Origin of the sequence: Pseudomonas sp. GV085, from assembly GCF_003050925.1 — a bacterium.
Taxonomy (GTDB): domain Bacteria; phylum Pseudomonadota; class Gammaproteobacteria; order Pseudomonadales; family Pseudomonadaceae; genus Aquipseudomonas.
In genome coordinates, this window is sequence record NZ_QAOV01000002.1 from 671,773 (window position 1) to 697,546 (window position 25,774).

Below are 25,774 nucleotides of genomic sequence, written 5' to 3' on the forward strand. Positions count from 1 at the left end.
ACTCCCCCCATTGCAGTTCTTCAGCTCAGGAGTTTGGCAATGAAGCTCAAAACCTCACTGGCGGCACTCATGGTTGCGGCAAGCCTGTTCGGTTGCACCACCTCATCGACCCACGGCGTGAACGTTCCCCTGGTCGCAACCCGGCAAAACGCCGGTCAGATCGGCACCGTCACGTTGACGGACTGGGACAAGAAAACCGGGCTGAGTTTCTTCGTCAGCGGTGTTCCAACCGGGGTTATCCTGCCCTTGCGTCTTTACTCTTTCATCAATAACGGCAGCTGCCAGCAACCCGGGTCAGTCGCCTACGCGATGAACGACACCGTCAACACCGAACGCCAAGCCGTACGCGGCTGGTCTTTTACCAGAACCGCACCTGTGCCGTTGCAGACCCTGCTTGACGGCAAGTATTCGGTGGTCGTGCGCACGGCTGCGACCGATGGCAACGTCGATATTTTTTGCGGGGATATCAAGGCTGAAATGTTAGCGAAATAGCTGCGACCCTTTCAGGCCGGCCCTCGATACCGCTCGTGCCACCGGTTGTCCGGTGCGAGCGGTGGCGTCTGGTGAGTGCAGAGGGAGCCGGTAGAAGCTGAGTTCACGAATCTGTCATTACTCACTGATAACGTCCTGGCGCTTTTGCCTGTCCGCGTAATGTCCGGCGATCAAATTCCAAATGCAAAAAACCCGCCTTTGAGCGGGTTTTTGGCTTTTCAGAAACTGATGTCTACAACCGCGAACTCAATGGGATTTTTTCGAGGTCGACAGCCCGGCTTTACTCAAGCCTTTGGTGTTGTGATCACCTGGCGTCGAGGCCGAAATAGCGCTGGCCTTGGCGACGCCACGGGTATCGGAGTGGGCGAGGCCTGAGGTCGTGGTGCCATGACCGTTATCGTCATTGCGCTCACTACCGTAGTGGTTCCCGCTCAGGCCACGGTCGCGCACGGATTTGCCAGCATGGTCGCTGTCCAGCCCGTTGCCGCGGCCGTTACTGCCGGAGTGGCCCGTACCGGCGTGTCCGCCACCCATACCGCCGCCGTGGCCTCCACCGTTTCCGCCGCCGTTTCCGCCACCACCGCCACCGCCGTCCTTCGCGTATGCGGAACCCATGATCGACAGGCTATCAGGGAGTAACGGGGCGGCTGCAAGCATCATGGCGCATGACATTACAGCAACGAGACTCTTGTTTTTTAAAAGCATGATGGCTTCCATAGGTGGTTGATATCGCGTGACGTATGACGCGATATCCCTCCAACAGTTCAAATACCACGACAGATGGCTGGAGCACCTTGAAACAGCGGGAAGACTACCTTCCACAGGTTAATCAAACGCACCGTCGAGAATTTCATAGACAAGCCCGGTGGCCAGCGCAACCAGGATCAGGTCCGTGCCGACTTGCTGCCATTCGTAGCCATCATAGTGGGGCAGCCTGCCGGCCAGTCGGCCATCCAGTTTTTTCGCAATGCCGGGTGGAAGCGGCTTGCCTCGGGCGAGGTTCTTTTGAATACCCGGTGGCAAATCAGGCCCGGGGCTCCAGTAGCCCGTATTCACGCCAATGATCTCGAGCACGCTGCCACGGTTTATGCTCGGGCCATTGCTCCAGTCCTCACCACCGCCGGAACTCTTGTTCTTGTTGCCATGACCGCCCTGGTTGCCATGGTTGACCTTCCCGTTACCCTGGCCGTTACCGGGATCAGCCAGCGCCGTCACCGAGCCGCAGACCAGAGTCAAACAGGTAACAGCTGCAATCAATGATCGAGTCCTGAACATGATTCATTCCTTCGCGGTGGGGAATATTCCCTGAAATTTAGACGCTATTGGCGAAGTTGGTTCAATCGAGTCACCGAACACTGAACCGTCTACGCTTATCCGGTCGAAGCTTGGTTTCACGTCCGACCAATCGCCAACTTTACCGTAGACGTTGCCTATTAATCCGGGCGTGCGAAATCGCGAAGGAATTTACCCGCAGGGGCCATTTGGCGTCCTGCAGGCCGCTTTTTTCGAGGACCTGTTCGGTCAAGGGGTTTGCAGGCTCGTCCACAGGTATTGCGCCAGTTGACCGGCTGCCTTCACATCAGAAGTTGGCGGGCGTGTTGGCACTGATAATCTCCGCCTCATCCGCCCCGATATTGCGAAACTTGTGCGGCAACGTCGTCGGGAAGTAGTAACCATCCCCGGCGTTCAGCACGCTCACCTGGCCATCCACGGTCAATTCCACCGTGCCACGGGTCACCAACCCACACTCCTCGCCTTCGGAATGCACGATCGGCTCTTCCCCGGAACTGGCGCCCGGTGCGTATTGCTCGCGCAGCAAGCGCATCTGCCGGCTCGGCACGGACGCACCGATCAGCAGCAGGCGCAGGCCATGGCGGCCAAGGTCGGGCTGTTCGTTGGCGCGGAAGACGTACTGGTGTTCGCGCGGTGGCTGATCGAAGGTAAAGAAGTCGGCCAGGGACATGGGGATGCCCTCCAGCAATTTCTTCAGCGAGCTGACGGAAGGACTGACCCGATTCTGTTCGATCAGGGAGATGGTTGCATTGGTGACGCCGCTACGCCGGGCCAGCTCGCGCTGGGACATTTTGTAGCTTTCGCGTACTAGTTTGAGTCGTGAGCCCGTGTCCATGACAGCCTTATGTGCCAAACCTGTAGGAGCGAGCTTGCTCGCGATTGCGATCTGACCTTCAACATTGATGTCGACTGAACCAACGCTTTCGCGAGCAAGCTCGCTCCTACAGGGATAATGGATGGGTGGAGTGCAGGCGCGGATCACGCCGTTTTCCGGTCCCGGAAACGTGAAAGGCGGCTATTAAATCACGTTTGTTCGTAATGCTCAGCAGGTTCGATAAACGGCAGAAAAAAACGACCTGTGGGAGCGAGCCTGCTCGCGAAAGCGGTGTGTCAGGCGACATCGATTTTGGCTGATATAGCCTCTTCGCGAGCAGGCTCGCTCCCACAAGTGGACTGCGGTGTATCGGATAAAAAACCGGCAACTCCTGTTTCTGGAAGCCGCCGGCGAGGTAAGGCTTAGATGCCGAAACGGTCGCGCAGCGAGTAGTACACGGCGCCGAGGGCGGTCAACGGCGCCGAGAAGGTGCGCCCGCCGATCATCGGCATGTGCGGCAAGGATGCAAACGCGTCGAAACGCTCGGCGTCGCCACGGATCACTTCCGAGATCAGTTTGCCGGCCAGGTGCGAGCAGGTAACGCCGTGACCGCTGTAGCCCTGCATGTAATAGGCGTTTTTCTCGATACGACCGAATTGCGGCATGCGCGACATGGTCAGCAGGAAGTTGCCGGTCCAGCGGTAGTCGATCCTCACGTCCTTCAATTGCGGGAAGGTCTTGAGAATCTTCGGGCGGATCAGTTGTTCGATGTCGTCCGGCTCGCGCGCACCATAGACCACACCGCCGCCGTACAGCAGGCGGTTGTCGGCGGTCAGGCGGTAGTAGTCGAGCAGGTAGTTGCAGTCTTCGACGCAGTAGTTGTTCTTGATCAGGCTGCGGGCCTGCTTTTCCGACAACGGCTCGGTGACGACGATCTGCGAACCGCACGGCATGCTCTTGCTGGTCACGCGGTTGTCCAGACCCTGCGGCAGATAGGCGTTACCGGCGATCAGCAGGTACTTGGCCTTCACCACACCTTTGGCAGTGCGCACGGTGATGGGCTCGCCGTAGGTGATTTCCACCGCCGCCGATTGCTCGTAGATCTTGCCGCCCAAGCCGATGATCGCCGAAGCCTCACCGAGGGCCAGGTTCAGTGGGTGAATGTGGCCGCCCTGCATGTCCAGCAGGCCACCGACGTAGGCGTCGGAGCCGACTTCGCGCTTGATGTCGGCCGCGTCGAGCATTTTCAGGTTCTTGTTGCCGTAGCGTTCCCAGCTCTTCTTCTGCTCGGCCAGGCCCTTGAGTTGCTTCTTGTTCATCGCCGCGAAGATACCGCCGGGACGGTAATCGCACTGGATGTCGTAGTGCTGTATGCGCTGACGAATGATGTCGGCGCCTTCGAAAATCATGCTGCCGAGGATTTCAGCAGTCTTGTCGCCATAACGCTCTTCGATGACATCGACGTCGCGGCTGTAGGAGTTGACCAGTTGCCCGCCGTTGCGACCGCTGGCGCCGAAGCCGACTTTCGCCGCTTCGAGCACGGTCACGCTGTAGCCCGCTTCAGCGAGGAACAGGGCCGAGGACAGGCCGGTGTAGCCGGCGCCGATCACGCAGACGTCGCAGTCCACCGCCCCTTCCAGCACCGGAAAATCACCGGTGAAGTTGCGGGTGGCGGCGTAGTAGCTGTTTACATGCTGTTGGTTAAAAGAGTCTTGTTTCATACATTTCTCCGATGGCCGCCGACAGAGCCGGCGACCGTCGCTTTATTGTTATCAGAGCTTGATCCAGGTCGCCTTGAGTTCGGTGTACTTGTCGAACGCGTGCAGCGATTTGTCCCGACCGTTACCCGACTGCTTGAACCCGCCGAACGGCGCGGTCATGTCGCCACCGTCGTACTGGTTGACCCAGACGCTGCCGGCACGCAGGCCGCGGGCGAAGGTGTGGGCCTTGCTCAGGTTGCTGGTCCACACGCCGGCGGCCAGGCCGAAGATGCTGTCGTTGGCAATCGCCAGGGCTTCATCGAAGGTGTCGAAGGTGATGACCGACAGCACCGGGCCGAAGATTTCTTCCCGGGCGATGGTCATGGCGTTGGTCACGCCGTCGAAAATCGCCGGTTCCAGATACAGGCCACCGGAGTCCTCGAGGGTACGGCTGCCGCCGGCGATCAGTTGACCGCCCTGCTGCTTGCCGACTTCGATGTAGCGCAATACGTTTTCCAGCTGACGCTGATCGACCACCGCGCCGACCGTTGTTGCAGGGTCCAGCGCATGCCCCGGTTTCCAGGCTTGCAGCGCCTCGACCAGCAGCGGGATGAACTGCTCACGAATCGAGCGCTCCACCAGCAGGCGAGAACCGGCGGTGCAGACCTCACCCTGGTTGAAGGCGATGCCACTGGCCGCTGCCTGTGCTGCCGCGCGCAAGTCCGGCGCGTCGGCAAACACCACGTTCGGGCTCTTGCCCCCCGCTTCGGCCCAGACGCGTTTCATGTTGCTTTGTCCGGCGTAGATCATCAGTTGCTTGGCAATCGCCGTGGAGCCGGTGAAGGCCAGCACGTCGACGTCCATGTGCAGCGCCAGCGCCTTGCCGACGGTGTGGCCGTAGCCCGGCAGGACGTTGAACACGCCTTTCGGGATGCCGGCGTCCAGCGCCAGCTGCGCGATGCGGATCGCGGTCAGCGGGGATTTTTCCGAAGGCTTGAGGATGAACGAGTTGCCCATCGCCAGGGCCGGGGCGAATTTCCAGCTGGCCATGATCAGCGGGAAGTTCCACGGCACGATGGCCGCGACCACGCCGACCGCTTCGCGCGTCACCAGACCCAATTGATCGTGGGGCGTGGCGGCGACTTCATCGTAGATCTTGTCGATGGCTTCGGCGGTCCAGCGGATCGCGTTGGCGGTCGCCGGAATGTCGATGCTCATCGAATCGCTGATCGGCTTGCCCATGTCGAGGGTTTCGAGCAGGGCCAGTTCTTCCTGGTTCGCCAGGATCAGATCGGCGAAGCGGATCAGGATGCGCTTGCGCTCGGCCGGGGCCAGGTTGGCCCACACGCCGGATTCGAAGGTACGGCGTGCGACGGCGACTGCTGCATTGGCGTCGGCTTCGTCGGTGCTGGCGACGTTCGCCAGGAAACGACCGTCCACGGGGCTGATGCATTCGAACGTGGCGCCACTGGCGGCCGCGCAGTATTGGCCGTCAATGAATGCGCGACCTTCGATAGAGAGGGACTGGAAGCGTTGCTCCCAGTCGCTGCGAGTGTTTGTCATGGTTGTGACTCGACGCAGGGGAATAGGTGATCGTCGGGCTGAATGCCCTCAATCAAACATTTGAAACCCGATCCCTGTAGGAGCGAGCTTGCTCGCGAAGGAAGTCAATGATCACGCGGGAAACCTGAATCACCTCGGCGCCATCGGGTTTTTCGCGAGCAAGCTCGCTCCTACAGGGGTAGTCACCCGCCATCAAGGGTGTGGCGGGCAGCTGCCAATCAGACCGTATGCAAGTACCAGTTGTACTCAAGGTCCGAGATGGAGTTCTCGAACTCGGCCAGCTCGCTTTCCTTGCACGCCACGAACACGTCGATGTACAGCGGGTCGATGTACCTGGCCATGACTTCGCTGTCATCCAGCTCGCGCAGTGCATCGCGCAGGTTGTTCGGCAGGCTCTGCTCGTTTTGCTCGTAGCTGTTGCCTTCCACCGGGGCGCCCGGTTCGATCTGGTTGGTCAGGCCGTGATGAACACCGGCCAGGACCGACGCCATCAGCAGGTAAGGGTTGGCATCGGCGCCCGCTACGCGGTGTTCGATGCGCACCGAGTCTGGCGAGCCGGTCGGTACACGCACGGCCACGGTACGGTTGTCGATGCCCCAGCTCGGCGAGTTCGGCACGTAGAACTGTGCGCCGAAACGACGGTACGAGTTGACGTTCGGGCAAAGGAAGGCCATCTGCGCCGGCAGGGTCTCGAGCACACCGCCGATCGCGTGACGCAGCGCGGCGTTCTGCTCGGGATCCTCGCTGGCAAAGATGTTGTTGCCTTCTTTATCGAGAATCGAAATGTGCACGTGCAGACCGTTGCCCGCCTGGCCCGGATACGGCTTGGCCATAAAGGTGGTGTCCATCTCGTGGTCGTAGGCGATGTTCTTCACCAGACGCTTGAGCAGGACCGCGTAGTCGCACGCCTTGATCGGGTCGGCCACGTGATGCAGGTTGACTTCGAACTGCGCCGGGGCGCTTTCCTTGACGATGGCGTCAGCCGGGATGCCCTGCTCTTTCGCACCTTCGAGGATGTCTTGCAGGCAATCGACGTATTCGTCGAGGTCGTCGATCAGGTACACCTGGGTCGACATCGGACGCTTGCCGGACACCGGCGAACGTGGCGATTGCGGACGACCGTTCACATTGTCCTGGTCGATCAGGTAGAACTCCAGCTCGAACGCGGCGCAGATGGTCAGGCCCATGTCGTCGAACTTGCGCACGATATTGGCCAGCACTTCACGCGGGTCGGCGAAGAATGGCTGGCCCTCGAGTTCGTGCATGGTCATCAGCAATTGCGCAGTCGGGCGCTTCTGCCAAGGCTCGATGCTGAGAGTGCCGGGGATTGGGAAACAGATTCGGTCTGAGTCGCCGATGTCCAGACCCAGGCCGGTGCTTTCCACCGTAGAACCGTTGATGTCCAGAGCAAACAGTGACGCCGGCAGGTTAATGCCTTTTTCGTAAACCTTATGAAGACTGGTGCGCTCGATGCGCTTGCCGCGCACCACACCGTTCATATCCGCAATCAGAAGGTCGACGTACAAAACCTCAGGATATTTCTTAAGGAATGCGTTTGCTTCGTTGAGTTGAACGGCACGCAGAGGGACCGACATGATGCACCTATTTTTTAGCTGTTAATTATTATGTTCACTACCCTTTCACGAGCCCAGTCAACCCGAACGACAAAGTGAAGTCAATAGCGAACACCCAGCCTTTAAGCGTTTATTTTCGGGCCTCTCAGAACGACGAGAGTACCAGATACGCCCTCAAACACGCGTAAACCCTGAAGATTTGACGTGCGGCGTTTAGAATTTTTTACATGAGAGTTGTTAATTAAAATCAACAAGGCTAAGCTCCGGAAAAGCTCGTTCAAGTGTGAAACTTCGAGGTGATAAAAATGGCACTCAAGCCATTGATCGGCGTTACTGCGTGCGTCAAACAGATTGGCCTGCACCCCTACCACATCAGCGGCGACAAGTACTTGCGTGCTGTCAGCGTTGCGGCGCTGGGGCTGCCTGTCGTTATTCCTTCCTTAGGCGACCTGACCGAAATCGAAGATCTGCTGCCGCAGCTCGACGGTCTGTTGCTGACCGGCTCGCCATCGAACGTGGAACCCTTCCACTATCAAGGCCCCGACAGCGCCCCCGGCACGGATCATGATCCGGCGCGGGATGCCACCACCCTTCCCCTGATCCGCGCCGCTATTGCAGCTGGCGTTCCGGTGCTCGGCATCTGCCGTGGCTTCCAGGAAATGAACGTGGCGTTCGGTGGCAGCCTGCATCAGAAGGTCCATGAGCTCCCGGGTTTCCTCGACCATCGCGAGGCCGACCATCCGGACCTGGCCGTGCAATACGCGCCGGCCCATGGGGTGAATGTGCAGCCCGGTGGCGTGTTCGAAGCGCTGGACCTGCCTGCGGTGTTCCAGGTCAATTCGATTCACAGCCAGGGCATCGACCGACTCGCTCCCGGCCTGCGCGCCGAAGCCGTCGCGCCCGATGGCCTGATCGAGGCGATCTCGGTCGAACACAGCAAGGCCTTCGCCCTCGGCGTGCAATGGCACCCGGAATGGCAAGTGCTGGATAACCCTCCTTACTTGAGTATTTTCCAGGCGTTCGGCGAAGCGTGTCGGCAACGGGCGGCACTGCGTCACTCGAGCTGACGACCTGATACCCACATTCAACGATTGACTGCCCAACGCGAGCGGGCAGGCGCTTTTGCGTGCCCCGCTCGCGAAAACAACACACCGCGATAACAACAAGTACGACCAGGCAGCCAGGATGGCGGCGCCGAATAAACCCGGGGTGGGAAACGCAATTCCCTGTAGGAGCGAGCCTGCTCGCGATGGATGTCTGGACACCGCGGGCATTCAGACTGCCAGCGTCATCGTTGGCGACCATCGCGAGCAGGCTCGCTCCTACAAGGGATCAGCGCGGACCGGCTTCACGGGTTTGCAATCCACTATTAAGCCGGGCCGTGTTGGCCGGGCGACTGAAACCTGTTGGGAGTTTCACATGGCAAACGCCTCCAGCATCTACAGGAAGGCTCTTGATGGTCACCAGGCACCGAAAAAGGTGTTGGTGAAAGTCGATCGCGTCACCAAGAAATTCGACGAAACCACCGCGGTGGACGACGTGTCCCTGGAAATCCACCAGGGTGAAATCTTTGCCCTGCTCGGTGGTTCCGGCTCCGGCAAATCGACCCTGCTGCGCATGCTCGCCGGTTTCGAGCGCCCGACCGAAGGCCGGATTCTGCTCGACGGTGTCGACATCACCGACATGCCGCCGTACGAACGACCGATCAACATGATGTTCCAGTCCTACGCGCTGTTCCCGCACATGACGGTGGCGCAGAACATCGCCTTCGGCCTCAAGCAGGACCGTTTGCCAGCAGCCGAAATCGAAGCCCGCGTGCAGGAGATGCTGCGCCTGGTGCACATGACCCAGTACGCCAAGCGCAAGCCACATCAGCTGTCCGGCGGCCAGCGTCAGCGCGTGGCCCTGGCCCGCTCCCTGGCCAAGCGTCCGAAGCTGCTGCTGCTCGACGAGCCAATGGGCGCCCTGGATAAAAAGCTGCGTTCGCAAATGCAGCTGGAGCTGGTGGAGATCATCGAACGCGTGGGCGTGACTTGCGTGATGGTGACCCACGACCAGGAAGAGGCCATGACCATGGCCGAGCGCATCGCGATCATGCACCTGGGCTGGATCGCCCAGATCGGCAGCCCGGTCGACATCTATGAAGCACCGGTCAGCCGCATGGTCTGCGAATTCATCGGCAACGTGAACGCCTTCGACGGCACCGTGGTCGAGGACCTGGAGGGTCACGCGATCATCCACAGCCCGGACCTGGAACAGAAAATCTACGTCGGCCACGGCGTCAGCACCTCGGTGCAGGACAAGTCGATCACCTACGCGATCCGTCCGGAAAAACTGCTGCTCAGCACCGTCAAGCCCGAGCACCGCTACAACTGGTCCAGCGGCAAGGTGCATGACATCGCCTACCTCGGTGGTCACTCGGTGTTCTACGTCGAGCTGCCTGGCGGCAAGATCGTGCAGTCGTTCATGGCCAACGCCGAACGCCGTGGCGCGCGTCCGACCTGGGACGATCAGGTCTACGTGTGGTGGGAAGACGACAGCGGCGTGGTACTGCGCGCATGAAAACCTTCAATCAGCAATTTCTGAGACTGGTCCCCAGCGGGCGCAAGTTCGTCATCGGGATTCCATTCATCTGGCTGTTCCTGTTCTTCATGCTGCCGTTCTTCCTGGTGATGAAAATCAGCTTCTCGGAAGCAGCGCTGGCCATTCCGCCGTACTCGGAGATCTACACCTTCGCCGAGCAGAAATTTCAGCTGCTGTTGAACCTCGGTAACTACAGCCTGCTGACCCAGGACGAACTGTACATCTCGGCGTACCTCGGCTCGTTGAAAGTCGCGTTGCTCAGCACGATGATGTGCCTGGTGATCGGTTTCCCGATGGCCTACGCGATCACCAAGGCCAGCAAGGAATCGCAAAACGTCCTGCTGCTGTTGATCATGATGCCGACCTGGACCGCGATCCTGATCCGCGTTTACGCGTGGATGGGCATCCTCAGCAACAACGGTTTGCTCAACGCATTCTTGATGTGGACCGGGCTGACCTCGGCGCCGATCGAGATCCTCAACACCAACACCGCCGTCTACATCGGGGTCGTTTACGCCTACCTGCCGTTCATGGTGCTGCCGCTGTACGCCAACCTGGTGAAGCACGATGGCAGTCTGCTGGAAGCAGCGTCGGACCTGGGTTCGAGCAATTTCAACAACTTCTGGAAAATCACCGTGCCGCTGGCCAAAAACGGCATCATCGCAGGCTGCATGCTGGTGTTCATTCCGGTGGTCGGTGAGTTCGTGATTCCGGAACTGCTGGGCGGCCCGGAAACCCTGATGATCGGCCGTGTGTTGTGGCAAGAGTTCTTCAACAACCGCGACTGGCCGGTGGCGTCTGCCCTGGCGGTGGTGATGCTGTTGATCCTGATTGTGCCGATTCTGCTGTTCAACCGCAGCCAGGCCAAAGAGATGGAGGCACGGGGATGAAACGCTTCGGATTTTCAAAGTTCATGCTGATTTTCGGCCTGTCGTTTATCTACCTGCCGATGCTGATCCTGGTGATCTACTCGTTCAACGCCTCCAAACTGGTGACGGTGTGGGGCGGCTGGTCGATCAAGTGGTACGCCGGCCTGCTCGACAACTCGCAACTGATGGGCTCGGTGGTGCGCTCGCTGGAAATCGCCTGCTACACCGCCGTCGCGGCAGTCGCACTGGGCACCCTGGCGGCGTTCGTCTTGACGCGCGTTACGCGCTTCAAGGGCCGCACGCTGTTCGGTGGCCTGGTCACCGCACCACTGGTCATGCCTGAGGTAATCACCGGTCTGTCGCTGTTGCTGCTGTTCGTGGCCATGGCGCAGTTGATCGGCTGGCCGCAGGAGCGCGGCATCGTCACCATCTGGATCGCCCACACCACGTTCTGCGCGGCCTATGTGGCGGTGGTGGTCTCGGCGCGTTTGCGCGAGCTGGACCTGTCCATCGAAGAGGCGGCCATGGACCTGGGGGCGAAGCCGCTCAAGGTGTTTTTCCTGATCACCATCCCGATGATTGCGCCATCGCTGGCAGCGGGCGGCATGATGTCCTTCGCCCTGTCGCTGGATGACCTGGTGCTGGCGAGCTTCGTGTCGGGCCCGGGTTCCACGACCTTGCCGATGGAAGTGTTCTCGGCGGTGCGTCTGGGGGTGAAGCCCGAGATCAACGCCGTGGCCAGCCTGATCCTGTTGGCGGTGTCGATCGTGACCTTCATGGTTTGGTTCTTCAGCCGCCGTGCCGAAGAAAGCCGCAAGCGCGCGATCCAGGAAGCCATGGACCAGACCGCCAGCGAATCCTGGCAACAACCTAAAAAGCAAATGGCAGAAGCGACTGCCTAGTGCCGCCCCTGTAGGAGCGAGCTCGCTCGCGATGGACGTTAACGATAACGCGTGTTGTCTGGATGAGCGCGTCGCCCTCAGGTCCATCGCGAGCAAGCTCGCTCCTACAAAGGAGCGCTCTCGCCACAAATGTTTGCTATGTGTTTTTGAATAAAAAAGAAATGGAGTTGTACCGATGAAAATGTTTGGCAGGACTCTGCTGACACTGTCCTTATTGGGCGCAATCGCTACGGTTGCCCAGGCCAATGACAAGGTTCTGCGCGTCTACAACTGGTCGGATTACATTGGCCCGGACACCGTCAGGAAGTTCGAAGACGAGACCGGCATCCAGGTGACCTACGATGTCTTCGACAGTAACGAAACCCTTGAGGCACGCCTGCTGGCGGGTAAATCCGGCTACGATATCGTCGTGCCGTCCAACAGTTTCCTGGCCAAGCAGATCAAGGCCGGCGTCTATCAGGAACTGGACAAGTCGAAGCTTGCGAACTGGAAAAACCTCAACCCGGTGCTGCTGAAGAACGCTTCGGCGAGCGATCCCGATAACGCCCACGCCATCCCGTACATGTGGGGCTCGATCGGCATCGGCTTCAACCCGCAGAAGGTCAAGGAAGTGCTCGGCGCCAACGCCCCGACCAACTCCTGGGACCTGCTGTTCAAACCGGAAAACGCCGAGAAGCTCAAAGCCTGCGGCATCAGCTTCCTCGATTCACCGACTGAAATGATCCCGACCGCCCTGCACTACCTGGGCTACCCGGTGAACGATCAGGACAAACAGCACATCGCCCAAGCCCAGGCGCTGTTCATGAAGATTCGCCCGAACGTGGCGTACTTCCATTCGTCGAAATACATCTCGGACCTGGCCAACGGCAACATCTGCGTGGCCGTCGGTTACTCAGGCGACGTGCTGCAGGCCAAGGCCCGCGCCCAGGAAGCCGGGGACAAGGTGAAGATCGACTACAGCATCCCGAAAGAAGGCGCCGCCAGTTTCTACGACATGCTCGCCATCCCCCGCGATGCCGCCAACGTCGAGAACGCTTACCTGTTCATGAACTTCCTGATGCGCCCCGACGTGATCGCCGACGTCACCAACAACATCGGCTACAGCAACGCCAATGCGGCGGCCACGCCGTTGGTGGATGAAGCCATCCGCAACGATCCGGGCTCCTACCCGCCGGAAGCGGTAATGGCCACGCTCTATGCCGTGCCGGACCAGCCGATTGCCATCCAGCGGATCATGACCCGTGGCTGGACCAAGGTGAAGTTGGGCCAGTAGTTCACTCAGAAATGCCTTCGCGAGCAGGCTCGCTCCCACATTGGTCCGTGTTGACCCACACCGCCCCCTGTGGGAGCGAGCCTGCTCGCGATGGGGCCATAAGATTCAATGCAAATTTCAGCTGTCCCGTTTTCCGTTCATGCAGCGCCTTACCACCGCTGCCTCTCCTGCAGTAGAACGGCCTCACCTGGCTCTCTCGGTTCAGGTGAAGTTTGGCGCCCTCGGGCGCCTTTTTTATTGGGGATCGATCAGCGGCCATTCGGCCAGCGCCCGATAACGGCCCTTGTGGGATTCGAACAGGGTGAATCGGTCGGCACGCAGGAAGAATTCCGGTGCGGTTGTGGACTCCGGCACCGGCGCCCGATACTGTCGTGCCAGGGTCAGGTGCGGACGATATTCCCTGGGTGCTTCCTCCAGCCCGAACGGCAACATCGCCTGTTCCAGGGCATACACCAGGCGCAGCAATGCCGGGGGCGCCTGTTGCGGCGCGAGCACCAGCGCCCCTGCCCTGCGCCACACGTCCAGCCGATCCAGCACCACCGTCAAGCGCTCGCCCGGTGTGCGGATGGACGCCGCAGCGGTGCAGAGCTCGGCGATCTGCGCCACACCCACCGCCCCCAAAAACTTCAGCGTCAGGTGAAAGTTTTCCGCCGGCACCGGCCGTCCGTTGCGCAGTTGCAGCGCACTGCGCCACTGGGCGATCTCCCGGCGCAGGGCGGGGGCGCAGTTCAGCGCAAAGAACAGGCGCTTGAACGGCTCGCGGGTTTCGTCGTTCATGCCGGACACCTCCTGGATAAGACTGCCTGAGTGTACTCAACACCCGCGTTCCGGCCAGCGCATTTCTGGCGCCGTGGGGCAGGCGCGTTATAGTTCTACCATCCCGAAAAAACGGAGGGGGCCATGCGACAGATCATCAGCAAAGAGCCATGGTGGGCTACACCGCCCGAGCCAGGTCAGGATGAACTCAAGCTGGAATGGGGCTGGCTGGTGCATTACAACGAAGGTGAGCCGCGCTTCGAGTTCATCCACGAGCGGCCGACGGACGACGAGATCCGCCAGCGCAAGAGTTGCAGGATCACCCCGACGCCGGAGTGATCCCGCGTGCAGCGTCAGGCCTGGAGGAGCACTTCGAACCCGCCGTAGACCATGCGCTGGCCATCGAAGGGCATTGGATTGACGTCCGGTTTCATGCGCGGGTCCTGCATCATCCTGCCCATTCCGGCATTGCGGGTGGCCTTGTCAGGCCAGATGATCCAGCCAAAGGCAACGGTTTCGCCTTCCTTGAGCTTCACCGACATTGGAAACGAGGTGACCTTGCCTTCCGGGACATCCTCGCCCCAGCATTCGACCACGCTCAAGGCACCATTTTCCTTGAAGACCAAGGCGGCGACTTTGGCGTGCATGATGTATTGCTCACGGTTGGCGGTGGGTACGGCAGCGATAAATCCATCGACGTACGACATGCGTTTTCTCCTTGGGTCATGGGGTGTGCTGCAGGTTAGTCGGTTGCGCCGGCGTCCGATCGACAGTGCCGGCGCTCAAACCGACCGGCGGTTGTGCGCTGCCGCCCAGGTTGCCTTCGATCTGCGCCGCCATGTAAAGCGTGCCGGCCATGACGCCGCTGGTCGGGCTCTGCACCAGTTTGGTCCAGGCCTTGTCGAAGGTATTGCCCAGGCTACGGCGAATCAGCGCCTCGCTATCGGGCCGGTCAAAGGCCTGGATGAATGCGCGAATGCCAGCCACCCCTAGCGTGATCAAGCCACCGGCCAGTTTCCCGGTCGCTGCGGCCACGGCGCTGGCGGCCCCGCGCGGGGCCATCTCGGCTTCCATCCGCCGGCTGGCGCGCCTGGCCACCGGCGCCATCGCGGTGTCGGTCGAGCCCACCCCCTTGTCGCCACCGGCCTTATGGACTTTGTCGATCAGCGCAGCGAAAGCCGGCAAGGCGTTCAGCGGTTCGGTGTGCACGACCTGGTACAACGAGGCGTCCCTCGTCGGCGGAGGCCCAAGGGCGATGGCCGGGACTTTCTGGATGCGCCCGTTGAGCTGGGCCATCGGCACGCCGTGGCGGTCGGAGATTTTCTGCAGCTCTTCCTTGAGGATGTCGACATAGAACGCCGCTGCCAGGCCGAGAATCGCATCGGGATCGATTTCCACGGCCGCCGGGGCCAGGACCTTCTCCTGATAGGCTTCGAGCAGGTACGCCGCCAGGCGTTTTTCCACGGCGTCCTGCTCACCCTTGGCGCTGATGGTGTACCAGCTGACCTTCATCGACAGCCATTCCTGGGTCCAGTAACTGCTGAACCACGGAATGAAATTCTGTTCGGTCAATTCATAGACCCGTGTGCGCCAGTAATCCATGGCGCCGCGGGCGTAGATTCTGGTCTGCTCGGTGGCCGCCTGCGACGCGGTGACGATCTCCCGGTCCACTTCTTGCCAGGTGCTGGCAGGAACGATGACCGGCGCCACTTCCACCGGCGCGCGCACAGGCGTGGCACACCCCGCCAACACCACCAGCACGGCAATGATCAGCGAACGCAGGTTCAAGATGGCGGCTTCCTGGAGTTGGCACCGGGCGAAATGCCCGACACGCGAAACTTTCGGTTTAAGTATAGGTGGCGATGTCCCGGAGCCCGCGAAAGGGCCTGCATCAACAGCGAAAAAAACCGCCATCACTTGCATCGATATTCACCATCGCCGCGATTGCCTTCCGTTTGATGGCCGTCAGCGTAGGATCGATTCCAAGCCAACACGAAACCCCGAATCGGAGGGGGACATCATGCTGATCCATCTGCTGACCTGCCTGGCTCTGACGGCTTTCACTTTGAGCGTATTTTCCTGGTACGTCCTGAGCGAGGAGCAAACATCATGATTCACATCGTCACTCTCGCCGTGCGTTTTCCAGTGTTCGGCAACAATTTCTACGCGCAGAAATACGAGTCGCGTAAAGAGTTGACTCTGCTGTTCGACGAGAAGTTCGAGGCGTTGCTGATCCCGGCAGCCGATCATCACTTCAGCAACGAAGTGGTCGGGCTCAATGATCAGTTCCGTTTTTTGAATGACGTGCTGGTCGGGCATCTGCTGGATGTCGAGCTGGTCAAAGGCTCGGCCCGTTCGTTCGGGTTCTGACAGCGACCGCCGGACGCCGGGCACGGACGGCAACCGCTCACAACGTTCGCTGGCTATTGCCAATCCCCTTGGCAATATCGATCCCCCAATCCATCGCCGCTTCCATGTCGAGCATGTGCGGCCGTGGGTCATGGTTTTCATTGATGGCCGTGCCGTCCGGCCGATAGACACCAATGAACATGCCCAACGAACCGTCTTTCAATATCTCGGCTGTGACTTTGATGTTGCATCCGTTCGATAGCGTTTCCTTGTGCTCCATATGGCGCTCGGTCATGACTGCATTGCTCCCCTGACTGAATTCAAACCCTACTGGCCATGCTAGCTCAGCCCTCCGGAGCGCGCCGATTGGCAGGACCGGAGGCCTGCCCTGACAGCGGCGCAATGCCACCTATACTCAAGTCCACCTCCCCTCAGGGGATCTGCACGTTCAACAATAAAAAGCAGAGGTGGAACATGGTCTGGCAGCAAGTCTACGATCCGTTCGGTAACCCGGTGCTTTCAACGCTCATGGCGGCTGTGCCAGTGGTGGTGATGCTGGCGTCCCTCGCGTTTTTCCATGTCAAGGCGCACCTGGCGGCATTGCTCGCCTTGGCCTCGGCCTTGCTGATCGCGATTTTCGCCTTCGGCATGCCGGCGAACATGGCGGGTACCGCAGCGCTGTTCGGTGCAGCCAACGGTCTGCTGCCGATTGGCTGGATTGTGTTGAACATCATCTTCCTGCACCGCCTGACCACCGAGAACGGCTCGTTCAAGGTGTTGCAAGACTCCCTGGCGCGCATCACCGATGACCGACGCCTGCAATTGCTGCTGATCGCCTTCTGTTTCGGCGCGTTTTTCGAAGGCGCGGCCGGTTTCGGTACGCCGGTGGCGGTGACCGGAGCGATTCTGATCGGGCTGGGGTTTTCGCCGCTCGCCGCCTCGGGGCTGGCGCTGATCGCCAATACCGCCCCCGTGGCGTTCGGCGCCCTCGGCACGCCGATCATCACCCTGGCCAAGGTGACCGGGCTGGACGAAATGGAGCTGTCGATGATGGTCGGCCGGCAGTTGCCATTCTTTTCGGTGCTGGTGCCGTTCTGGCTGATCTGGGCCTTTGCCGGCTGGCGCAAGATGCTGGAAGTCTGGCCGGCGATTCTGGTGGCCGGGGTCAGTTTTGCCGTGCCGCAATTCCTGGTGTCCAACTATCACGGGCCGATGCTGGTGGACGTGATCGCCGCACTGATTTCCATGGCCTGCCTGGCCGGCTTCCTCAAGGTCTGGAAACCGGCCACCGTGCACACCTCCGCGGCGCTGTCCGGTCGGGTCGACAACTCGAAGATCGACGCCGAGCACGACGAAAAGCCTGTACCGACTGCAACCTTCGCCGATGAGGCAAAACCGGCGGTGATGCGCGCATGGATGCCGTGGATCATCCTCACGGTCTTCGTGTTCATCTGGGGCACCCAGGGCTTCAAGAACACCTTCGACACCCGCCCCGCCATCGACCCGCAAACCAGTGCCGCCAAGCTCGATCCTCAGGGCAAGCCGATGCGCGAGGCGAACCCGGTGTTTGCGCCGGCCGTGACCTTCACCACCCTGCATTTGCAGGTTGAAAAAGTCCCGCCCGTGGTGGCCGCGCCGAAAACCGAAGAAGCGGTGTACAAGTTCACCTGGTTCACCGCCACCGGCAGCGGCATTCTGCTGGCGGCGATCGTCGGCGGTTTGCTGATGGGTTACTCGATCCCGCAACTGATTCACCAGTACCTGCGCACCCTGTGGGTGGTGCGTTACTCGCTGATCACCATTGCGGCGATGCTCGCGCTGGGCTTCCTCACGCGCTATTCGGGCCTGGATGCGACCATGGGCCTGGCCTTCGCCGCGACGGGCATTTTCTATCCGATGTTCGGCACCCTGCTCGGCTGGCTCGGCGTGGCGTTGACCGGTTCGGACACGGCTTCCAACGTGCTGTTCGGCGGCTTGCAACGAGTGACGTCCGAGCAGTTGGGCATGAGCCCGGTGTTGATGGCCGCCGCCAACAGCTCCGGCGGGGTCATGGGCAAGATGGTCGATGCCCAGTCGATCGTGGTCGCCTCCACCGCCACCCGCTGGTACGGCCATGAAGGGGAAATCCTGCGCTACGTGTTCTTCCACTCGATTGTGCTGGCGATTCTGGTCGGTGGGCTGGTGACATTGCAGGCCTATGTCGCACCGTTCAGCCACATGGTGGTGGGCGGACATTGAGTCTGCGCGCCCTGTTCACCACTCTTGCAACGCCCGGGCTCCATCGCCCGGGCGTTGGCATTTTCTGCGCACATTTATTCAATGAATGCCCGCTTCCGGCTGACAAATACCCCATGGACAGTCGGCTGTATCAGGCCAATGATTAAGGTCAGTGGCCTCCAGCGAGAATCGTGACCCCATGAACATTCTCTACGATGAACGCGTTGACGGCGCCTTGCCCGACGTCGACAAACAGGCGCTATTGCACGCCCTCCAAACCCGCTTGCCGCATCTGGAAGTCCTGCATCAGCAGGAGGAACTCAGGCCCTACGAATGCGACGGACTGTCGGCCTATCGCACCACGCCGATGCTAGTGGTGTTACCCCGATATATCGACGAAGTGCAAGGGGTGCTGCGCGTCTGCCATGAGCTGCACGTCCCCGTGGTGGCCCGTGGCGCGGGCACCGGTTTGTCCGGCGGGGCGCTGCCCCTGGAGAAAGGCGTGCTGCTGGTGATGGCGCGCTTCAACAACATCCTGGGCATCGACCCCGCCGCCCGTACCGCACGGGTTCAGCCCGGCGTGCGCAATCTGGCGATTTCCCAGGCGGCGGCACCCTTCGGCCTGTATTACGCGCCGGACCCTTCCTCGCAAATCGCCTGCTCCATCGGCGGTAATGTCGCGGAAAATGCCGGTGGCGTGCATTGCCTGAAGTACGGCCTGACGGTGCACAACGTGCTCAAGGTCGACATCCTCACCGTCGATGGCGAGCATTTGAGCCTGGGCTCCAACGCCCTCGACTCCCCCGGTTTCGACCTGCTGGCGCTGATCAACGGATCCGAAGGTTTGCTCGGGGTAATTACCGAGGTCACGGTCAAACTGCTGCCTAAACCGCAGACCGCCAAAGTGCTGCTGGCAGCGTTCGATTCCGTGGAAAAAGCCGGGCGCGCCGTTGGCGACATCATCGCCGCCGGCATCATCCCCGGCGGCCTGGAAATGATGGACAACCTGGCCATCCGCGCCGCCGAGGACTTCATCCACGCCGGTTACCCGGTGGACGCCCAGGCCATTCTGCTGTGCGAACTCGATGGCGTCGAAGCCGACGTCAGCGATGACTGCGAGCGGGTGCGCCAGGTGCTGCAACAGGCCGGCGCCATCGAGCTGCGCCAGGCGAAAGACGAAGCCGAGCGCGTGCGCTTCTGGGCCGGACGCAAGAATGCCTTCCCGGCGGTGGGCCGCCTCTCGCCGGACTATTACTGCATGGACGGCACCATCCCCCGCCGCGAACTGCCCGGCGTACTGCACGCCATCGCCGAGCTGTCGAACGAATACGGCCTGCGGGTGGCCAACGTGTTCCATGCCGGCGACGGCAACATGCATCCGTTGATCCTGTTCGATGCCAATCAACCCGGTGAACTCGATCGAGCCGAAGCCCTGGGCGGCAAGATTCTGGAGTTGTGCGTGAAAGTCGGCGGCAGTATCACCGGTGAACACGGCGTGGGGCGCGAGAAGATCAATCAGATGTGCGCGCAGTTCAACAGCGACGAGCTGACTCTGTTCCATGCCATCAAGGCCGCCTTCGACCCGAGCGGCCTGCTCAACCCCGGCAAGAACATCCCGACCCTGCACCGCTGCGCCGAATTCGGTGCCATGCACGTGCATGGCGGTCAGTTGCCCTTCCCTGAGCTGGAGCGTTTCTGATGCGCAGCCCTGAAGATTTCGATGACAGCCCGTCACTGCTGGAACAGGTCAATCAGGCGCTGGAAAACGCCACGCCATTGCGCATCCAGGGTTCCAACAGCAAGGGCTTCCTCGGACGCAGCACGGCCGGGGAAATTCTCGATACCCGCGCGCACCGGGGCATCGTCAGTTACGACCCGACGGAGCTGGTGATCACCGTCCGCTGCGGCACGCCGTTGTCGCAGATGGCGCAGGTGCTGGACGCCGCGCAACAGATGCTGCCCTGCGAACCGCCGGCTTTTGGCGACGGCGCCACCGTCGGCGGCATGATCGCCTGCGGGCTGTCCGGGCCACGGCGCCCGTGGGTCGGTTCGGTGCGGGACTTCATTCTTGGCACGCGGGTGATCACAGGGCACGGCAAGCTGTTGCGCTTCGGTGGCGAGGTGATGAAAAACGTCGCCGGCTATGACCTGTCACGCCTGATGGCCGGCAGTTACGGCAGCCTCGGGCTGATCACCGAAGTCTCGCTCAAAGTGCTGCCAAAACCCCGGCAGTGCCTCAGTATCAGCCTGGAAATGGACGCCGAGCGGGCCTTGTTGCGCCTGGCGGAATGGGGCCAGCAGCCGTTGCCGATCAGCGCGGCCTGTCACGACGGCGAACGCCTGCACCTGCGGCTAGAAGGCGGTGAGGGATCGGTGGCGGCGGCCCATGAGCGCCTCGGTGGCGAGCAGCTGGACGCTTCCTGGTGGGACGATCTCAACGAACAGCGCTTGGGTTTCTTCGATCAAGACCAGCCGCTTTGGCGCCTGTCCCTGCCGCACAACACGCCGCTCCTGTCGCTGCCGGGGCGCCAGTTGATCGACTGGGGGGGCGCGCAGCGCTGGCTGAAATCCGATGCCGATGCGGCGTTCATTCGCCAGGTGGTCGACGAGGTCGGCGGCCATGCCACCTGCTTCAGCCACGGCCTGACCGACACCCCGTTCCATCCGCTGCCGCCAGCGCTGATGCGTTATCACCGCAACCTGAAACAGCAACTCGATCCACGGGGCATCTTCAACCCCGGACGCCTGTACGCGGAGCTTTGAACCATGCAGACGACCTTGAGTGAAAGCGCCAGCCAGCTGCCCCGCGCCGCAGAAGCCGAAAGCATCCTGCGCACCTGCGTGCACTGCGGCTTCTGCAATGCCACGTGCCCGACCTATCAATTGCTCGGCGATGAACTGGACGGACCGCGGGGGCGCATCTACCTGATCAAGCAAGTGCTGGAAGGCAACGAGGTCACGCAAAAGACCCAGCAGCACCTGGATCGCTGCCTGTCGTGCCGCAACTGCGAAACCACCTGCCCGTCGGGGGTCGATTATCACAACCTGCTGGACATCGGCCGCGCGGTGGTCGATGCGGCGGTGCCGCGCCCCCTCGGTCAGCGTCTGTTGCGCGAGGGGTTGCGGCAGACCGTGCCCCATCCAGAGCTGTTCAAGAGCCTGGTCAATAGCGGTCAGGTGTTCCGCGCGTTGCTGCCCGGCACCCTGCAAAGCAAGTTGCCGCGCAATGTCTACCCGGCCAAGCCGCGGCCCATGACCCTGCGTGAGCGTCAGGTGCTGATGCTCGAAGGTTGCGTGCAACCCAGCCTGTCGCCCAACACCAATGCCGCGGCGGCGCGGGTGCTGGACCGGTTGGGGATCAGCGTCATCGCGACCCGCGAAGCCGGTTGCTGCGGCGCCGTGGACTACCACCTGGACGCCCAGGCCGCCGGCCTCGATCGCGCCCGGCGCAACATCGACGCGTGGTGGCCTGGCATCGAAAAAGGCGCCGAGGCGATTGTGCAGACGGCCAGCGGTTGCGGCGCCTTCATCAAGGATTACGGCCATCTGCTCGCCAGCGACCCGGCCTATGCCGACAAGGCAAAAAAGGTCAGCGCGCTGGCCCGGGACCTGGTGGAAGTGTTGCGCGACGAACCACTGGAAAAACTTGGCATCCACGCCTCCCAACGCCTGGCCTTCCATTGCCCCTGCACCTTGCAGCACGGACAGAAACTCGGCGGTGCCGTGGAAGCGTTGCTGACCGGACTCGGTTTCAACCTGACGTCCGTCCCCGACGGGCACCTGTGCTGCGGCTCGGCAGGCACCTATTCGCTGACCCAGCCCGAACTGTCGCGGCAGTTGCGCGACAACAAGCTCAACGCCCTGGAAAGCGGCCATCCCGAGGTGATTGTCACGGCCAACATCGGCTGCCAGACGCACCTCGACGGCGCGGGCCGAACCCCGGTGCGGCACTGGATCGAACTGGTCGAAGCCGCCCTGCCTTAACCCAATCCTGGAGGTCCCCATGAACAGCAAAGCCGTCCTGAGCCAGACCGAAGTCAGCCAGATCATCAAAGCCGCCCGCGCCGAAGCGCAGGCCAATCAATGGGCCGTGACCATCGTGGTAGTCGATGACGGCGGCCACCCGCTGGCCCTCGAACGCCTCGACGGCTGCGCGCCGAGCAGCGCGTATATCGCCACCGAAAAGGCCCGGACCTCAGCCCTCGGGCGGCGTGAAACGAAAAGCTATGAGGACATGGTCAACGCCGGGCGCTACGCTTTCCTGTCAGCACCCTTGCTGACCTCGCTTGAGGGGGGCGTGCCGATCGTTTTCGATGGTCAGGTGATTGGTGCTGTCGGAGTGTCGGGCGTCAAGCCCGAGCAAGATGCGCAAGTGGCCAAGGCCGGGGCGCAGTGCCTGAAATGAGATTGTGGCGTCACCATTTCCACCCTGTAGGAGCGAGCTTGCTCGCGATGGTCGCAAACGAAAACGCGGGGCATCTGAAGCCCCGCGTTGTTTTGTAGTTTTTCGCGAGCAAGCTCGCTCCTACAGGGTCCGTGTTAAACCAGCCGAGAGGAGTTGCAGCAATGACCCGTCTAACTGCCAAAGACTTTTCCCCGCAACTGCTGGAACTGTACGACTACTACGCACACGGCATGATCAACCGTCGGGAGTTTCTCGACCGCGCGGCGTTGTTCACCTTCGGAGGATTGACGGCTGGAGCCCTGCTCGCCGCGCTAAGCCCCAACTACGCGCTGGCCGAACAGGTCGAGTTCACCGATCCGGACATTGTTCCCGAGTACATCACCTACCCGTCGCCCAAGGGCCACGGCCAGGTTCGCGGTTATCTGGTGCGTCCGGCCAAGGCCACGGGCAAGGTGCCGGCGGTGGTGGTCGTGCACGAAAATCGCGGGCTCAACCCATACATCGAAGACGTGGCCCGACGTCTGGCCAAGGCCGGTTTCATCGCCCTCGCCCCTGACGGCCTGAGTTCGGTCGGCGGTTATCCCGGCAATGACGACAAGGGCCGCGAACTTCAGGCCACGGTCGACCCGGAAAAGCTGATGAACGACTTTTTCGCCGCCGTCGAGTGGATGATGAAACACCCCGCCACCACTGGAAAAGTCGGCATCACCGGGTTCTGCTACGGCGGTGGGGTGGCCAATGCCGCCGCCGTGGCCTATCCGGAACTGGGTGCTGCCGTGTCGTTTTATGGCCGTCAGCCAACGGCCGAGGAAGTGCCACGGATCAAGGCACCGGTGATGCTGCACTACGGCGAACTGGATACGCGGATCAACGAAGGCTGGCCGGCCTATGAGAAAGCGTTGAAGGCCGGGGGCAAGACCTATGTGGCCTACATTTATCCGGGCTGCAATCATGGCTTTCACAATGATTCGACGCCGCGTTATGACGAGGCGGCGGCGAAGCTGGCGTGGGAGCGGACGTTGGGGTGGTTTAAAAAGTATCTGGTTTGAATAAAAATTCTGGGCCAGCAGGACTGGCCCCATCGCGAGCAGGCTCGCTCCTACAGGGAAATTCAGTGAACACAAAATCTGTGTTCGACCGAAGCCCAATGTAGGAGCGAGCCTGCTCGCGATAGCGGTTTGAAGGCCGCAGCAGTTATTTCGGTTGCGCCACCGTCCGCAGATACGGCTTCAGGGTCCTGAAGCCATCCGGGTATTTCTTCTTCGCGTCTTCGTCAGACACCGAGGTCGGGATGATCACGTCCTCACCCGGCCGCCAGTTCACTGGCGTGGCAACGGTGTGTTTGGCGTTCAATTGCAGGGAATCGAGCAGGCGCAGCACTTCATCGAAGTTGCGCCCGGCGCTCATCGGGTAGATCAGCATGGCCTTGACCTTCTTGTCCGGGCCGACGATGAACACCGAACGCACCGTGGCGTTGTCCACTGCCGTGCGCGCGCCGCCGCTGGCATTGGGATGGATCATGTCGTAGAGCTTGGCCACCACCAGGTTTTCGTCGCCGATCAGCGGATAGTTGACCGCCGTACCCTGAGTCTCGGCGATGTCACCGACCCAGCGGTTGTGGTCACTGACCGGGTCGACGCTGAGGCCGATGATCTTGGTGTTGCGCTTGTCGAATTCCGGCTTGAGTTTGGCCAGGTAGCCCAGTTCGGTGGTGCACACCGGGGTGAAATCCTTGGGATGGGAAAACAGGATGGCCCACCCGTCGCCGATCCATTGGTGAAAGTTGAGGGTGCCTTCAGTGGTGTCGGCGGTGAAATCCGGTGCTTCGTCGCCAATACGGATAGCCATGTTCGATCTCCTTGCAGTGATGGACAGGGACGCCGTTAGGGCAGCAAATACGCTTTCAACGGCATGGACGCGAGACATTATAGGATAGGTTCCGGCACTCGCCCGCCTGCGGTGGGTGAGTCGCTAGCCCACCAGCGCAATCAGTTGCTGACGCTGGGCATCGGTCAGCATCGGGCCGAAACCGGCCTGGGCATTTTCCGCCATGTAGCGCGGGTTGCCGGTGCCCGGAATCACGCAGGTCACCGCCGAATGCGACAGCAGGAACTTCAGCGCCAGTTGCGCCCAGCTTTTGACCCCGACTTGCGCTGCCCAGCCTGGCAGCGGCTTATCCTTGAGTTTGGCCAGCAAGCCGCCACCGCCAAACGGCCGGTTGCAGATCACCGCCACCCCCCGCTCGCGGCACAACGGCAGCAGGCGATTCTCGGCACCGCGATCATCCAGTGCGTAGTTGATCTGCAAGAAATCCAGTGGCTCGGCCTTGAGTACCGCTTCCACTTCTTCATAGGCCGACGCCGTGTAATGGGTGATGCCGATGTAGCGGATGCGCCCAGCTTCCTTCCAGTGACGCAGGGTCGGCAGGTGCGTCTGCCAGTCCAGCAGGTTGTGGATCTGCATCAGGTCGATCCGGTCGGTCTGCAACAGGGCGAAGGATTGCTCCATCTGCGCGATGCCTTCTTCGCGGCCCCGGGTCCACACTTTGGTGGCGAGGAACGCCGGTGAGCGTGGCTCATGGATCGACAGCAACTCGCCGACGGTCTGTTCGGCGCGACCGTACATCGGCGAGCTGTCGATCAACTTGCCACCCTTGTCGAACAACGCATCGAGCACCGCGGGCAAGTTTTTGCAGGCCGGTTGCGCAGGCTCGACATCGAATCCGCGATAAGTGCCCAGCCCTACGATCGGCAACGACTCGTTACTGGAAGGAATGGCCCGGGTCTGCATGGTCTTGCCTCCTGTTCCCGTCGACGGCGCGGGTTGCGCAACCGCCGAACCAAACGTGAAGACCGCCGAAGCACCGGCAGCCAGCGTGAGTATTGCTCTACGGGTGTAACCCTCAGGATGGCTCATAAAACGCTTCTCACCAGTCGCACGGGCTCGGCCCGTTGAATCGACAATCCGGATAATCCGCGCCAGGG

27 protein-coding genes are annotated in these 25,774 nt (G+C 61.2%); 15 read left to right on the forward strand and 12 right to left on the reverse strand.

The features are described 5' to 3' along the window. Nucleotides 1–39 precede the first annotated feature (39 nt). Nucleotides 40–492: a hypothetical protein gene (locus tag C8K63_RS06895; RefSeq protein ID WP_108216005.1), complete on the forward strand. Its 453-nt coding sequence runs from the start codon at nt 40–42 to the stop codon at nt 490–492. Nucleotides 493–738: 246 nt separating this feature from the next. Here C8K63_RS06895 and C8K63_RS06900 read toward each other — a convergent pair whose 3' ends face one another. The 6 genes from C8K63_RS06900 to C8K63_RS06930 all read right to left on the reverse strand — a co-directional run bounded on the left by C8K63_RS06900 (nt 739) and on the right by C8K63_RS06930 (nt 7,457). Continuing rightward, a complete protein-coding gene (locus C8K63_RS06900) occupies nt 739–1,197 on the reverse strand; it encodes a hypothetical protein (protein WP_108216094.1) in 459 nt (152 codons plus the stop codon). Between the two features lie 120 nt (nt 1,198–1,317). Next, nucleotides 1,318–1,767, reverse strand: a complete 450-nt coding sequence (locus C8K63_RS06905; RefSeq protein ID WP_108216006.1) for an anti-virulence regulator CigR family protein — start codon at nt 1,765–1,767, stop codon at nt 1,318–1,320. 304 nt (nt 1,768–2,071) lie between these two features. Further along, nucleotides 2,072–2,620, reverse strand: coding sequence for a cupin domain-containing protein (locus tag C8K63_RS06910; RefSeq protein WP_108216007.1), 549 nt, complete (start codon nt 2,618–2,620; stop codon nt 2,072–2,074). A gap of 401 nt (nt 2,621–3,021) precedes the next feature. Continuing rightward, the gene (locus C8K63_RS06920; protein ID WP_108216009.1) at nt 3,022–4,320 is read right to left on the reverse strand and encodes an FAD-binding oxidoreductase; all 1,299 of its coding nucleotides are present in this window, start codon (nt 4,318–4,320) and stop codon (nt 3,022–3,024) included. 51 nt (nt 4,321–4,371) lie between these two features. Continuing rightward, nucleotides 4,372–5,862 carry an aldehyde dehydrogenase gene (locus C8K63_RS06925; RefSeq protein ID WP_108216010.1) on the reverse strand — a complete coding sequence of 497 codons (1,491 nt, stop codon included), beginning with the start codon at nt 5,860–5,862 and terminating at the stop codon, nt 4,372–4,374. A gap of 218 nt (nt 5,863–6,080) precedes the next feature. Next, nucleotides 6,081–7,457 (reverse strand): glutamine synthetase family protein, encoded by a 1,377-nt coding sequence (locus C8K63_RS06930; protein WP_108216011.1) that lies wholly within the window; start codon nt 7,455–7,457, stop codon nt 6,081–6,083. 284 nt (nt 7,458–7,741) lie between these two features. Here C8K63_RS06930 and C8K63_RS06935 point away from each other — a divergent pair, with 284 nt between their 5' ends. The 5 genes from C8K63_RS06935 (at nt 7,742) to C8K63_RS06955 (ending at nt 13,063) form a co-directional block, all read left to right on the forward strand. Further along, nucleotides 7,742–8,503: a gamma-glutamyl-gamma-aminobutyrate hydrolase family protein gene (locus C8K63_RS06935; RefSeq protein WP_108216012.1), complete on the forward strand. Its 762-nt coding sequence runs from the start codon at nt 7,742–7,744 to the stop codon at nt 8,501–8,503. Between the two features lie 352 nt (nt 8,504–8,855). Continuing rightward, nucleotides 8,856–9,998, forward strand: a complete 1,143-nt coding sequence (potA, locus tag C8K63_RS06940; protein ID WP_108216013.1) for a polyamine ABC transporter ATP-binding protein — start codon at nt 8,856–8,858, stop codon at nt 9,996–9,998. Continuing rightward, nucleotides 9,995–10,909 carry an ABC transporter permease subunit gene (locus tag C8K63_RS06945; protein WP_108216014.1) on the forward strand — a complete coding sequence of 305 codons (915 nt, stop codon included), beginning with the start codon at nt 9,995–9,997 and terminating at the stop codon, nt 10,907–10,909. The genes potA and C8K63_RS06945 overlap by 4 nt, the downstream gene beginning before the upstream one ends. Continuing rightward, entirely contained in the window at nt 10,906–11,790 is an 885-nt protein-coding gene (locus tag C8K63_RS06950; protein WP_108216015.1) for an ABC transporter permease subunit, read from the forward strand. The genes C8K63_RS06945 and C8K63_RS06950 overlap by 4 nt, the downstream gene beginning before the upstream one ends. Before the next feature lie 175 nt (nt 11,791–11,965). After that, entirely contained in the window at nt 11,966–13,063 is a 1,098-nt protein-coding gene (locus C8K63_RS06955) for a polyamine ABC transporter substrate-binding protein (protein ID WP_108216016.1), read from the forward strand. A 234-nt stretch (nt 13,064–13,297) separates the two neighbouring features. On the opposite strand, the gene thpR is transcribed toward C8K63_RS06955, so the two are convergent. Next, nucleotides 13,298–13,840: an RNA 2',3'-cyclic phosphodiesterase gene (gene thpR / locus C8K63_RS06960; protein WP_108216017.1), complete on the reverse strand. Its 543-nt coding sequence runs from the start codon at nt 13,838–13,840 to the stop codon at nt 13,298–13,300. Between the two features lie 123 nt (nt 13,841–13,963). On the opposite strand from thpR, the gene C8K63_RS06965 reads away from it, so the two are divergent. Beyond that, complete coding sequence (locus tag C8K63_RS06965; RefSeq protein WP_108216018.1) at nt 13,964–14,158, forward strand: hypothetical protein; 195 nt, start codon at nt 13,964–13,966, stop codon at nt 14,156–14,158. A 14-nt stretch (nt 14,159–14,172) separates the two neighbouring features. On the opposite strand, the gene C8K63_RS06970 is transcribed toward C8K63_RS06965, so the two are convergent. After that, complete coding sequence (locus C8K63_RS06970; RefSeq protein ID WP_108216019.1) at nt 14,173–14,526, reverse strand: DUF1428 domain-containing protein; 354 nt, start codon at nt 14,524–14,526, stop codon at nt 14,173–14,175. Between the two features lie 16 nt (nt 14,527–14,542). Continuing rightward, nucleotides 14,543–15,607: a hypothetical protein gene (locus C8K63_RS06975; protein WP_108216020.1), complete on the reverse strand. Its 1,065-nt coding sequence runs from the start codon at nt 15,605–15,607 to the stop codon at nt 14,543–14,545. Here C8K63_RS06975 and C8K63_RS30085 point away from each other — a divergent pair. Together C8K63_RS30085 and C8K63_RS06980 are read left to right on the forward strand one after the other, a co-directional pair. Beyond that, the gene (locus C8K63_RS30085) at nt 15,585–15,932 is read left to right on the forward strand and encodes a hypothetical protein (RefSeq protein WP_146176382.1); all 348 of its coding nucleotides are present in this window, start codon (nt 15,585–15,587) and stop codon (nt 15,930–15,932) included. The two genes, C8K63_RS06975 and C8K63_RS30085, sit on opposite strands and share 23 nt — an antisense overlap. Then, entirely contained in the window at nt 15,929–16,189 is a 261-nt protein-coding gene (locus C8K63_RS06980) for a hypothetical protein (protein ID WP_108216021.1), read from the forward strand. Before C8K63_RS30085 ends, C8K63_RS06980 begins: the two co-directional genes overlap by 4 nt. 37 nt (nt 16,190–16,226) lie before the next feature. Here C8K63_RS06980 and C8K63_RS06985 read toward each other — a convergent pair whose 3' ends face one another. Beyond that, nucleotides 16,227–16,463 carry a hypothetical protein gene (locus C8K63_RS06985; RefSeq protein ID WP_108216022.1) on the reverse strand — a complete coding sequence of 79 codons (237 nt, stop codon included), beginning with the start codon at nt 16,461–16,463 and terminating at the stop codon, nt 16,227–16,229. Between the two features lie 179 nt (nt 16,464–16,642). Here C8K63_RS06985 and C8K63_RS06990 point away from each other — a divergent pair, with 179 nt between their 5' ends. The 6 genes from C8K63_RS06990 (at nt 16,643) to yghX (ending at nt 23,839) form a co-directional block, all read left to right on the forward strand. After that, on the forward strand, nt 16,643–18,406 hold the full coding sequence (locus C8K63_RS06990; RefSeq protein ID WP_108216023.1) for an L-lactate permease: 1,764 nt from the start codon (nt 16,643–16,645) through the stop codon (nt 18,404–18,406). Nucleotides 18,407–18,584: 178 nt separating this feature from the next. Then, nucleotides 18,585–20,084: a glycolate oxidase subunit GlcD gene (gene glcD / locus C8K63_RS06995; RefSeq protein WP_108216024.1), complete on the forward strand. Its 1,500-nt coding sequence runs from the start codon at nt 18,585–18,587 to the stop codon at nt 20,082–20,084. After that, entirely contained in the window at nt 20,084–21,148 is a 1,065-nt protein-coding gene (gene glcE / locus C8K63_RS07000) for a glycolate oxidase subunit GlcE (RefSeq protein ID WP_108216025.1), read from the forward strand. The genes glcD and glcE overlap by 1 nt, the downstream gene beginning before the upstream one ends. A 3-nt stretch (nt 21,149–21,151) precedes the next feature. Next, the gene (glcF, locus tag C8K63_RS07005) at nt 21,152–22,369 is read left to right on the forward strand and encodes a glycolate oxidase subunit GlcF (protein ID WP_108216026.1); all 1,218 of its coding nucleotides are present in this window, start codon (nt 21,152–21,154) and stop codon (nt 22,367–22,369) included. A 19-nt stretch (nt 22,370–22,388) separates the two neighbouring features. Beyond that, the gene (locus C8K63_RS07010) at nt 22,389–22,790 is read left to right on the forward strand and encodes a heme-binding protein (RefSeq protein WP_108216027.1); all 402 of its coding nucleotides are present in this window, start codon (nt 22,389–22,391) and stop codon (nt 22,788–22,790) included. 161 nt (nt 22,791–22,951) lie between these two features. Next, nucleotides 22,952–23,839 carry a YghX family hydrolase gene (yghX, locus tag C8K63_RS07015; RefSeq protein ID WP_108216028.1) on the forward strand — a complete coding sequence of 296 codons (888 nt, stop codon included), beginning with the start codon at nt 22,952–22,954 and terminating at the stop codon, nt 23,837–23,839. Between the two features lie 145 nt (nt 23,840–23,984). Here the strand turns inward: yghX and C8K63_RS07020 are convergent, their stop codons facing one another. Then, nucleotides 23,985–24,638 carry a peroxiredoxin gene (locus tag C8K63_RS07020; protein WP_108216029.1) on the reverse strand — a complete coding sequence of 218 codons (654 nt, stop codon included), beginning with the start codon at nt 24,636–24,638 and terminating at the stop codon, nt 23,985–23,987. 123 nt (nt 24,639–24,761) lie between these two features. After that, nucleotides 24,762–25,706, reverse strand: coding sequence for an aldo/keto reductase (locus C8K63_RS07025; protein WP_178086780.1), 945 nt, complete (start codon nt 25,704–25,706; stop codon nt 24,762–24,764). Between the last annotated feature and the right edge of the window lie 68 nt (nt 25,707–25,774).

Bases quoted from the DNA above. Each gene is read 5' to 3' on its own strand.
- C8K63_RS06935 (WP_108216012.1), top strand. From the start codon at position 7,742: ATGGCACTCAAGCCATTGATCGGCGTTACTGCGTGCGTCAAACAGATT.
- C8K63_RS06965 (WP_108216018.1), top strand. From the start codon at position 13,964: ATGCGACAGATCATCAGCAAAGAGCCATGGTGGGCTACACCGCCCGAG.
- C8K63_RS06945 (WP_108216014.1), top strand. From the start codon at position 9,995: ATGAAAACCTTCAATCAGCAATTTCTGAGACTGGTCCCCAGCGGGCGC.
- C8K63_RS06970 (WP_108216019.1), bottom strand. From the start codon at position 14,526: ATGTCGTACGTCGATGGATTTATCGCTGCCGTACCCACCGCCAACCGT.
- C8K63_RS06905 (WP_108216006.1), bottom strand. From the start codon at position 1,767: ATGTTCAGGACTCGATCATTGATTGCAGCTGTTACCTGTTTGACTCTG.
- glcD (WP_108216024.1), top strand. From the start codon at position 18,585: ATGAACATTCTCTACGATGAACGCGTTGACGGCGCCTTGCCCGACGTC.
- C8K63_RS06930 (WP_108216011.1), bottom strand. From the start codon at position 7,457: ATGTCGGTCCCTCTGCGTGCCGTTCAACTCAACGAAGCAAACGCATTC.
- C8K63_RS06910 (WP_108216007.1), bottom strand. From the start codon at position 2,620: ATGGACACGGGCTCACGACTCAAACTAGTACGCGAAAGCTACAAAATG.
- C8K63_RS06920 (WP_108216009.1), bottom strand. From the start codon at position 4,320: ATGAAACAAGACTCTTTTAACCAACAGCATGTAAACAGCTACTACGCC.
- C8K63_RS06955 (WP_108216016.1), top strand. From the start codon at position 11,966: ATGAAAATGTTTGGCAGGACTCTGCTGACACTGTCCTTATTGGGCGCA.
- C8K63_RS06895 (WP_108216005.1), top strand. From the start codon at position 40: ATGAAGCTCAAAACCTCACTGGCGGCACTCATGGTTGCGGCAAGCCTG.
- glcE (WP_108216025.1), top strand. From the start codon at position 20,084: ATGCGCAGCCCTGAAGATTTCGATGACAGCCCGTCACTGCTGGAACAG.
- C8K63_RS06985 (WP_108216022.1), bottom strand. From the start codon at position 16,463: ATGACCGAGCGCCATATGGAGCACAAGGAAACGCTATCGAACGGATGC.
- C8K63_RS06990 (WP_108216023.1), top strand. From the start codon at position 16,643: ATGGTCTGGCAGCAAGTCTACGATCCGTTCGGTAACCCGGTGCTTTCA.
- C8K63_RS06980 (WP_108216021.1), top strand. From the start codon at position 15,929: ATGATTCACATCGTCACTCTCGCCGTGCGTTTTCCAGTGTTCGGCAAC.
- glcF (WP_108216026.1), top strand. From the start codon at position 21,152: ATGCAGACGACCTTGAGTGAAAGCGCCAGCCAGCTGCCCCGCGCCGCA.
- C8K63_RS06900 (WP_108216094.1), bottom strand. From the start codon at position 1,197: ATGCTTTTAAAAAACAAGAGTCTCGTTGCTGTAATGTCATGCGCCATG.
- C8K63_RS06950 (WP_108216015.1), top strand. From the start codon at position 10,906: ATGAAACGCTTCGGATTTTCAAAGTTCATGCTGATTTTCGGCCTGTCG.
- yghX (WP_108216028.1), top strand. From the start codon at position 22,952: ATGACCCGTCTAACTGCCAAAGACTTTTCCCCGCAACTGCTGGAACTG.
- thpR (WP_108216017.1), bottom strand. From the start codon at position 13,840: ATGAACGACGAAACCCGCGAGCCGTTCAAGCGCCTGTTCTTTGCGCTG.
- C8K63_RS07020 (WP_108216029.1), bottom strand. From the start codon at position 24,638: ATGGCTATCCGTATTGGCGACGAAGCACCGGATTTCACCGCCGACACC.
- C8K63_RS06925 (WP_108216010.1), bottom strand. From the start codon at position 5,862: ATGACAAACACTCGCAGCGACTGGGAGCAACGCTTCCAGTCCCTCTCT.
- potA (WP_108216013.1), top strand. From the start codon at position 8,856: ATGGCAAACGCCTCCAGCATCTACAGGAAGGCTCTTGATGGTCACCAG.
- C8K63_RS07025 (WP_178086780.1), bottom strand. From the start codon at position 25,706: ATGAGCCATCCTGAGGGTTACACCCGTAGAGCAATACTCACGCTGGCT.
- C8K63_RS07010 (WP_108216027.1), top strand. From the start codon at position 22,389: ATGAACAGCAAAGCCGTCCTGAGCCAGACCGAAGTCAGCCAGATCATC.
- C8K63_RS30085 (WP_146176382.1), top strand. From the start codon at position 15,585: ATGATCAGCGAACGCAGGTTCAAGATGGCGGCTTCCTGGAGTTGGCAC.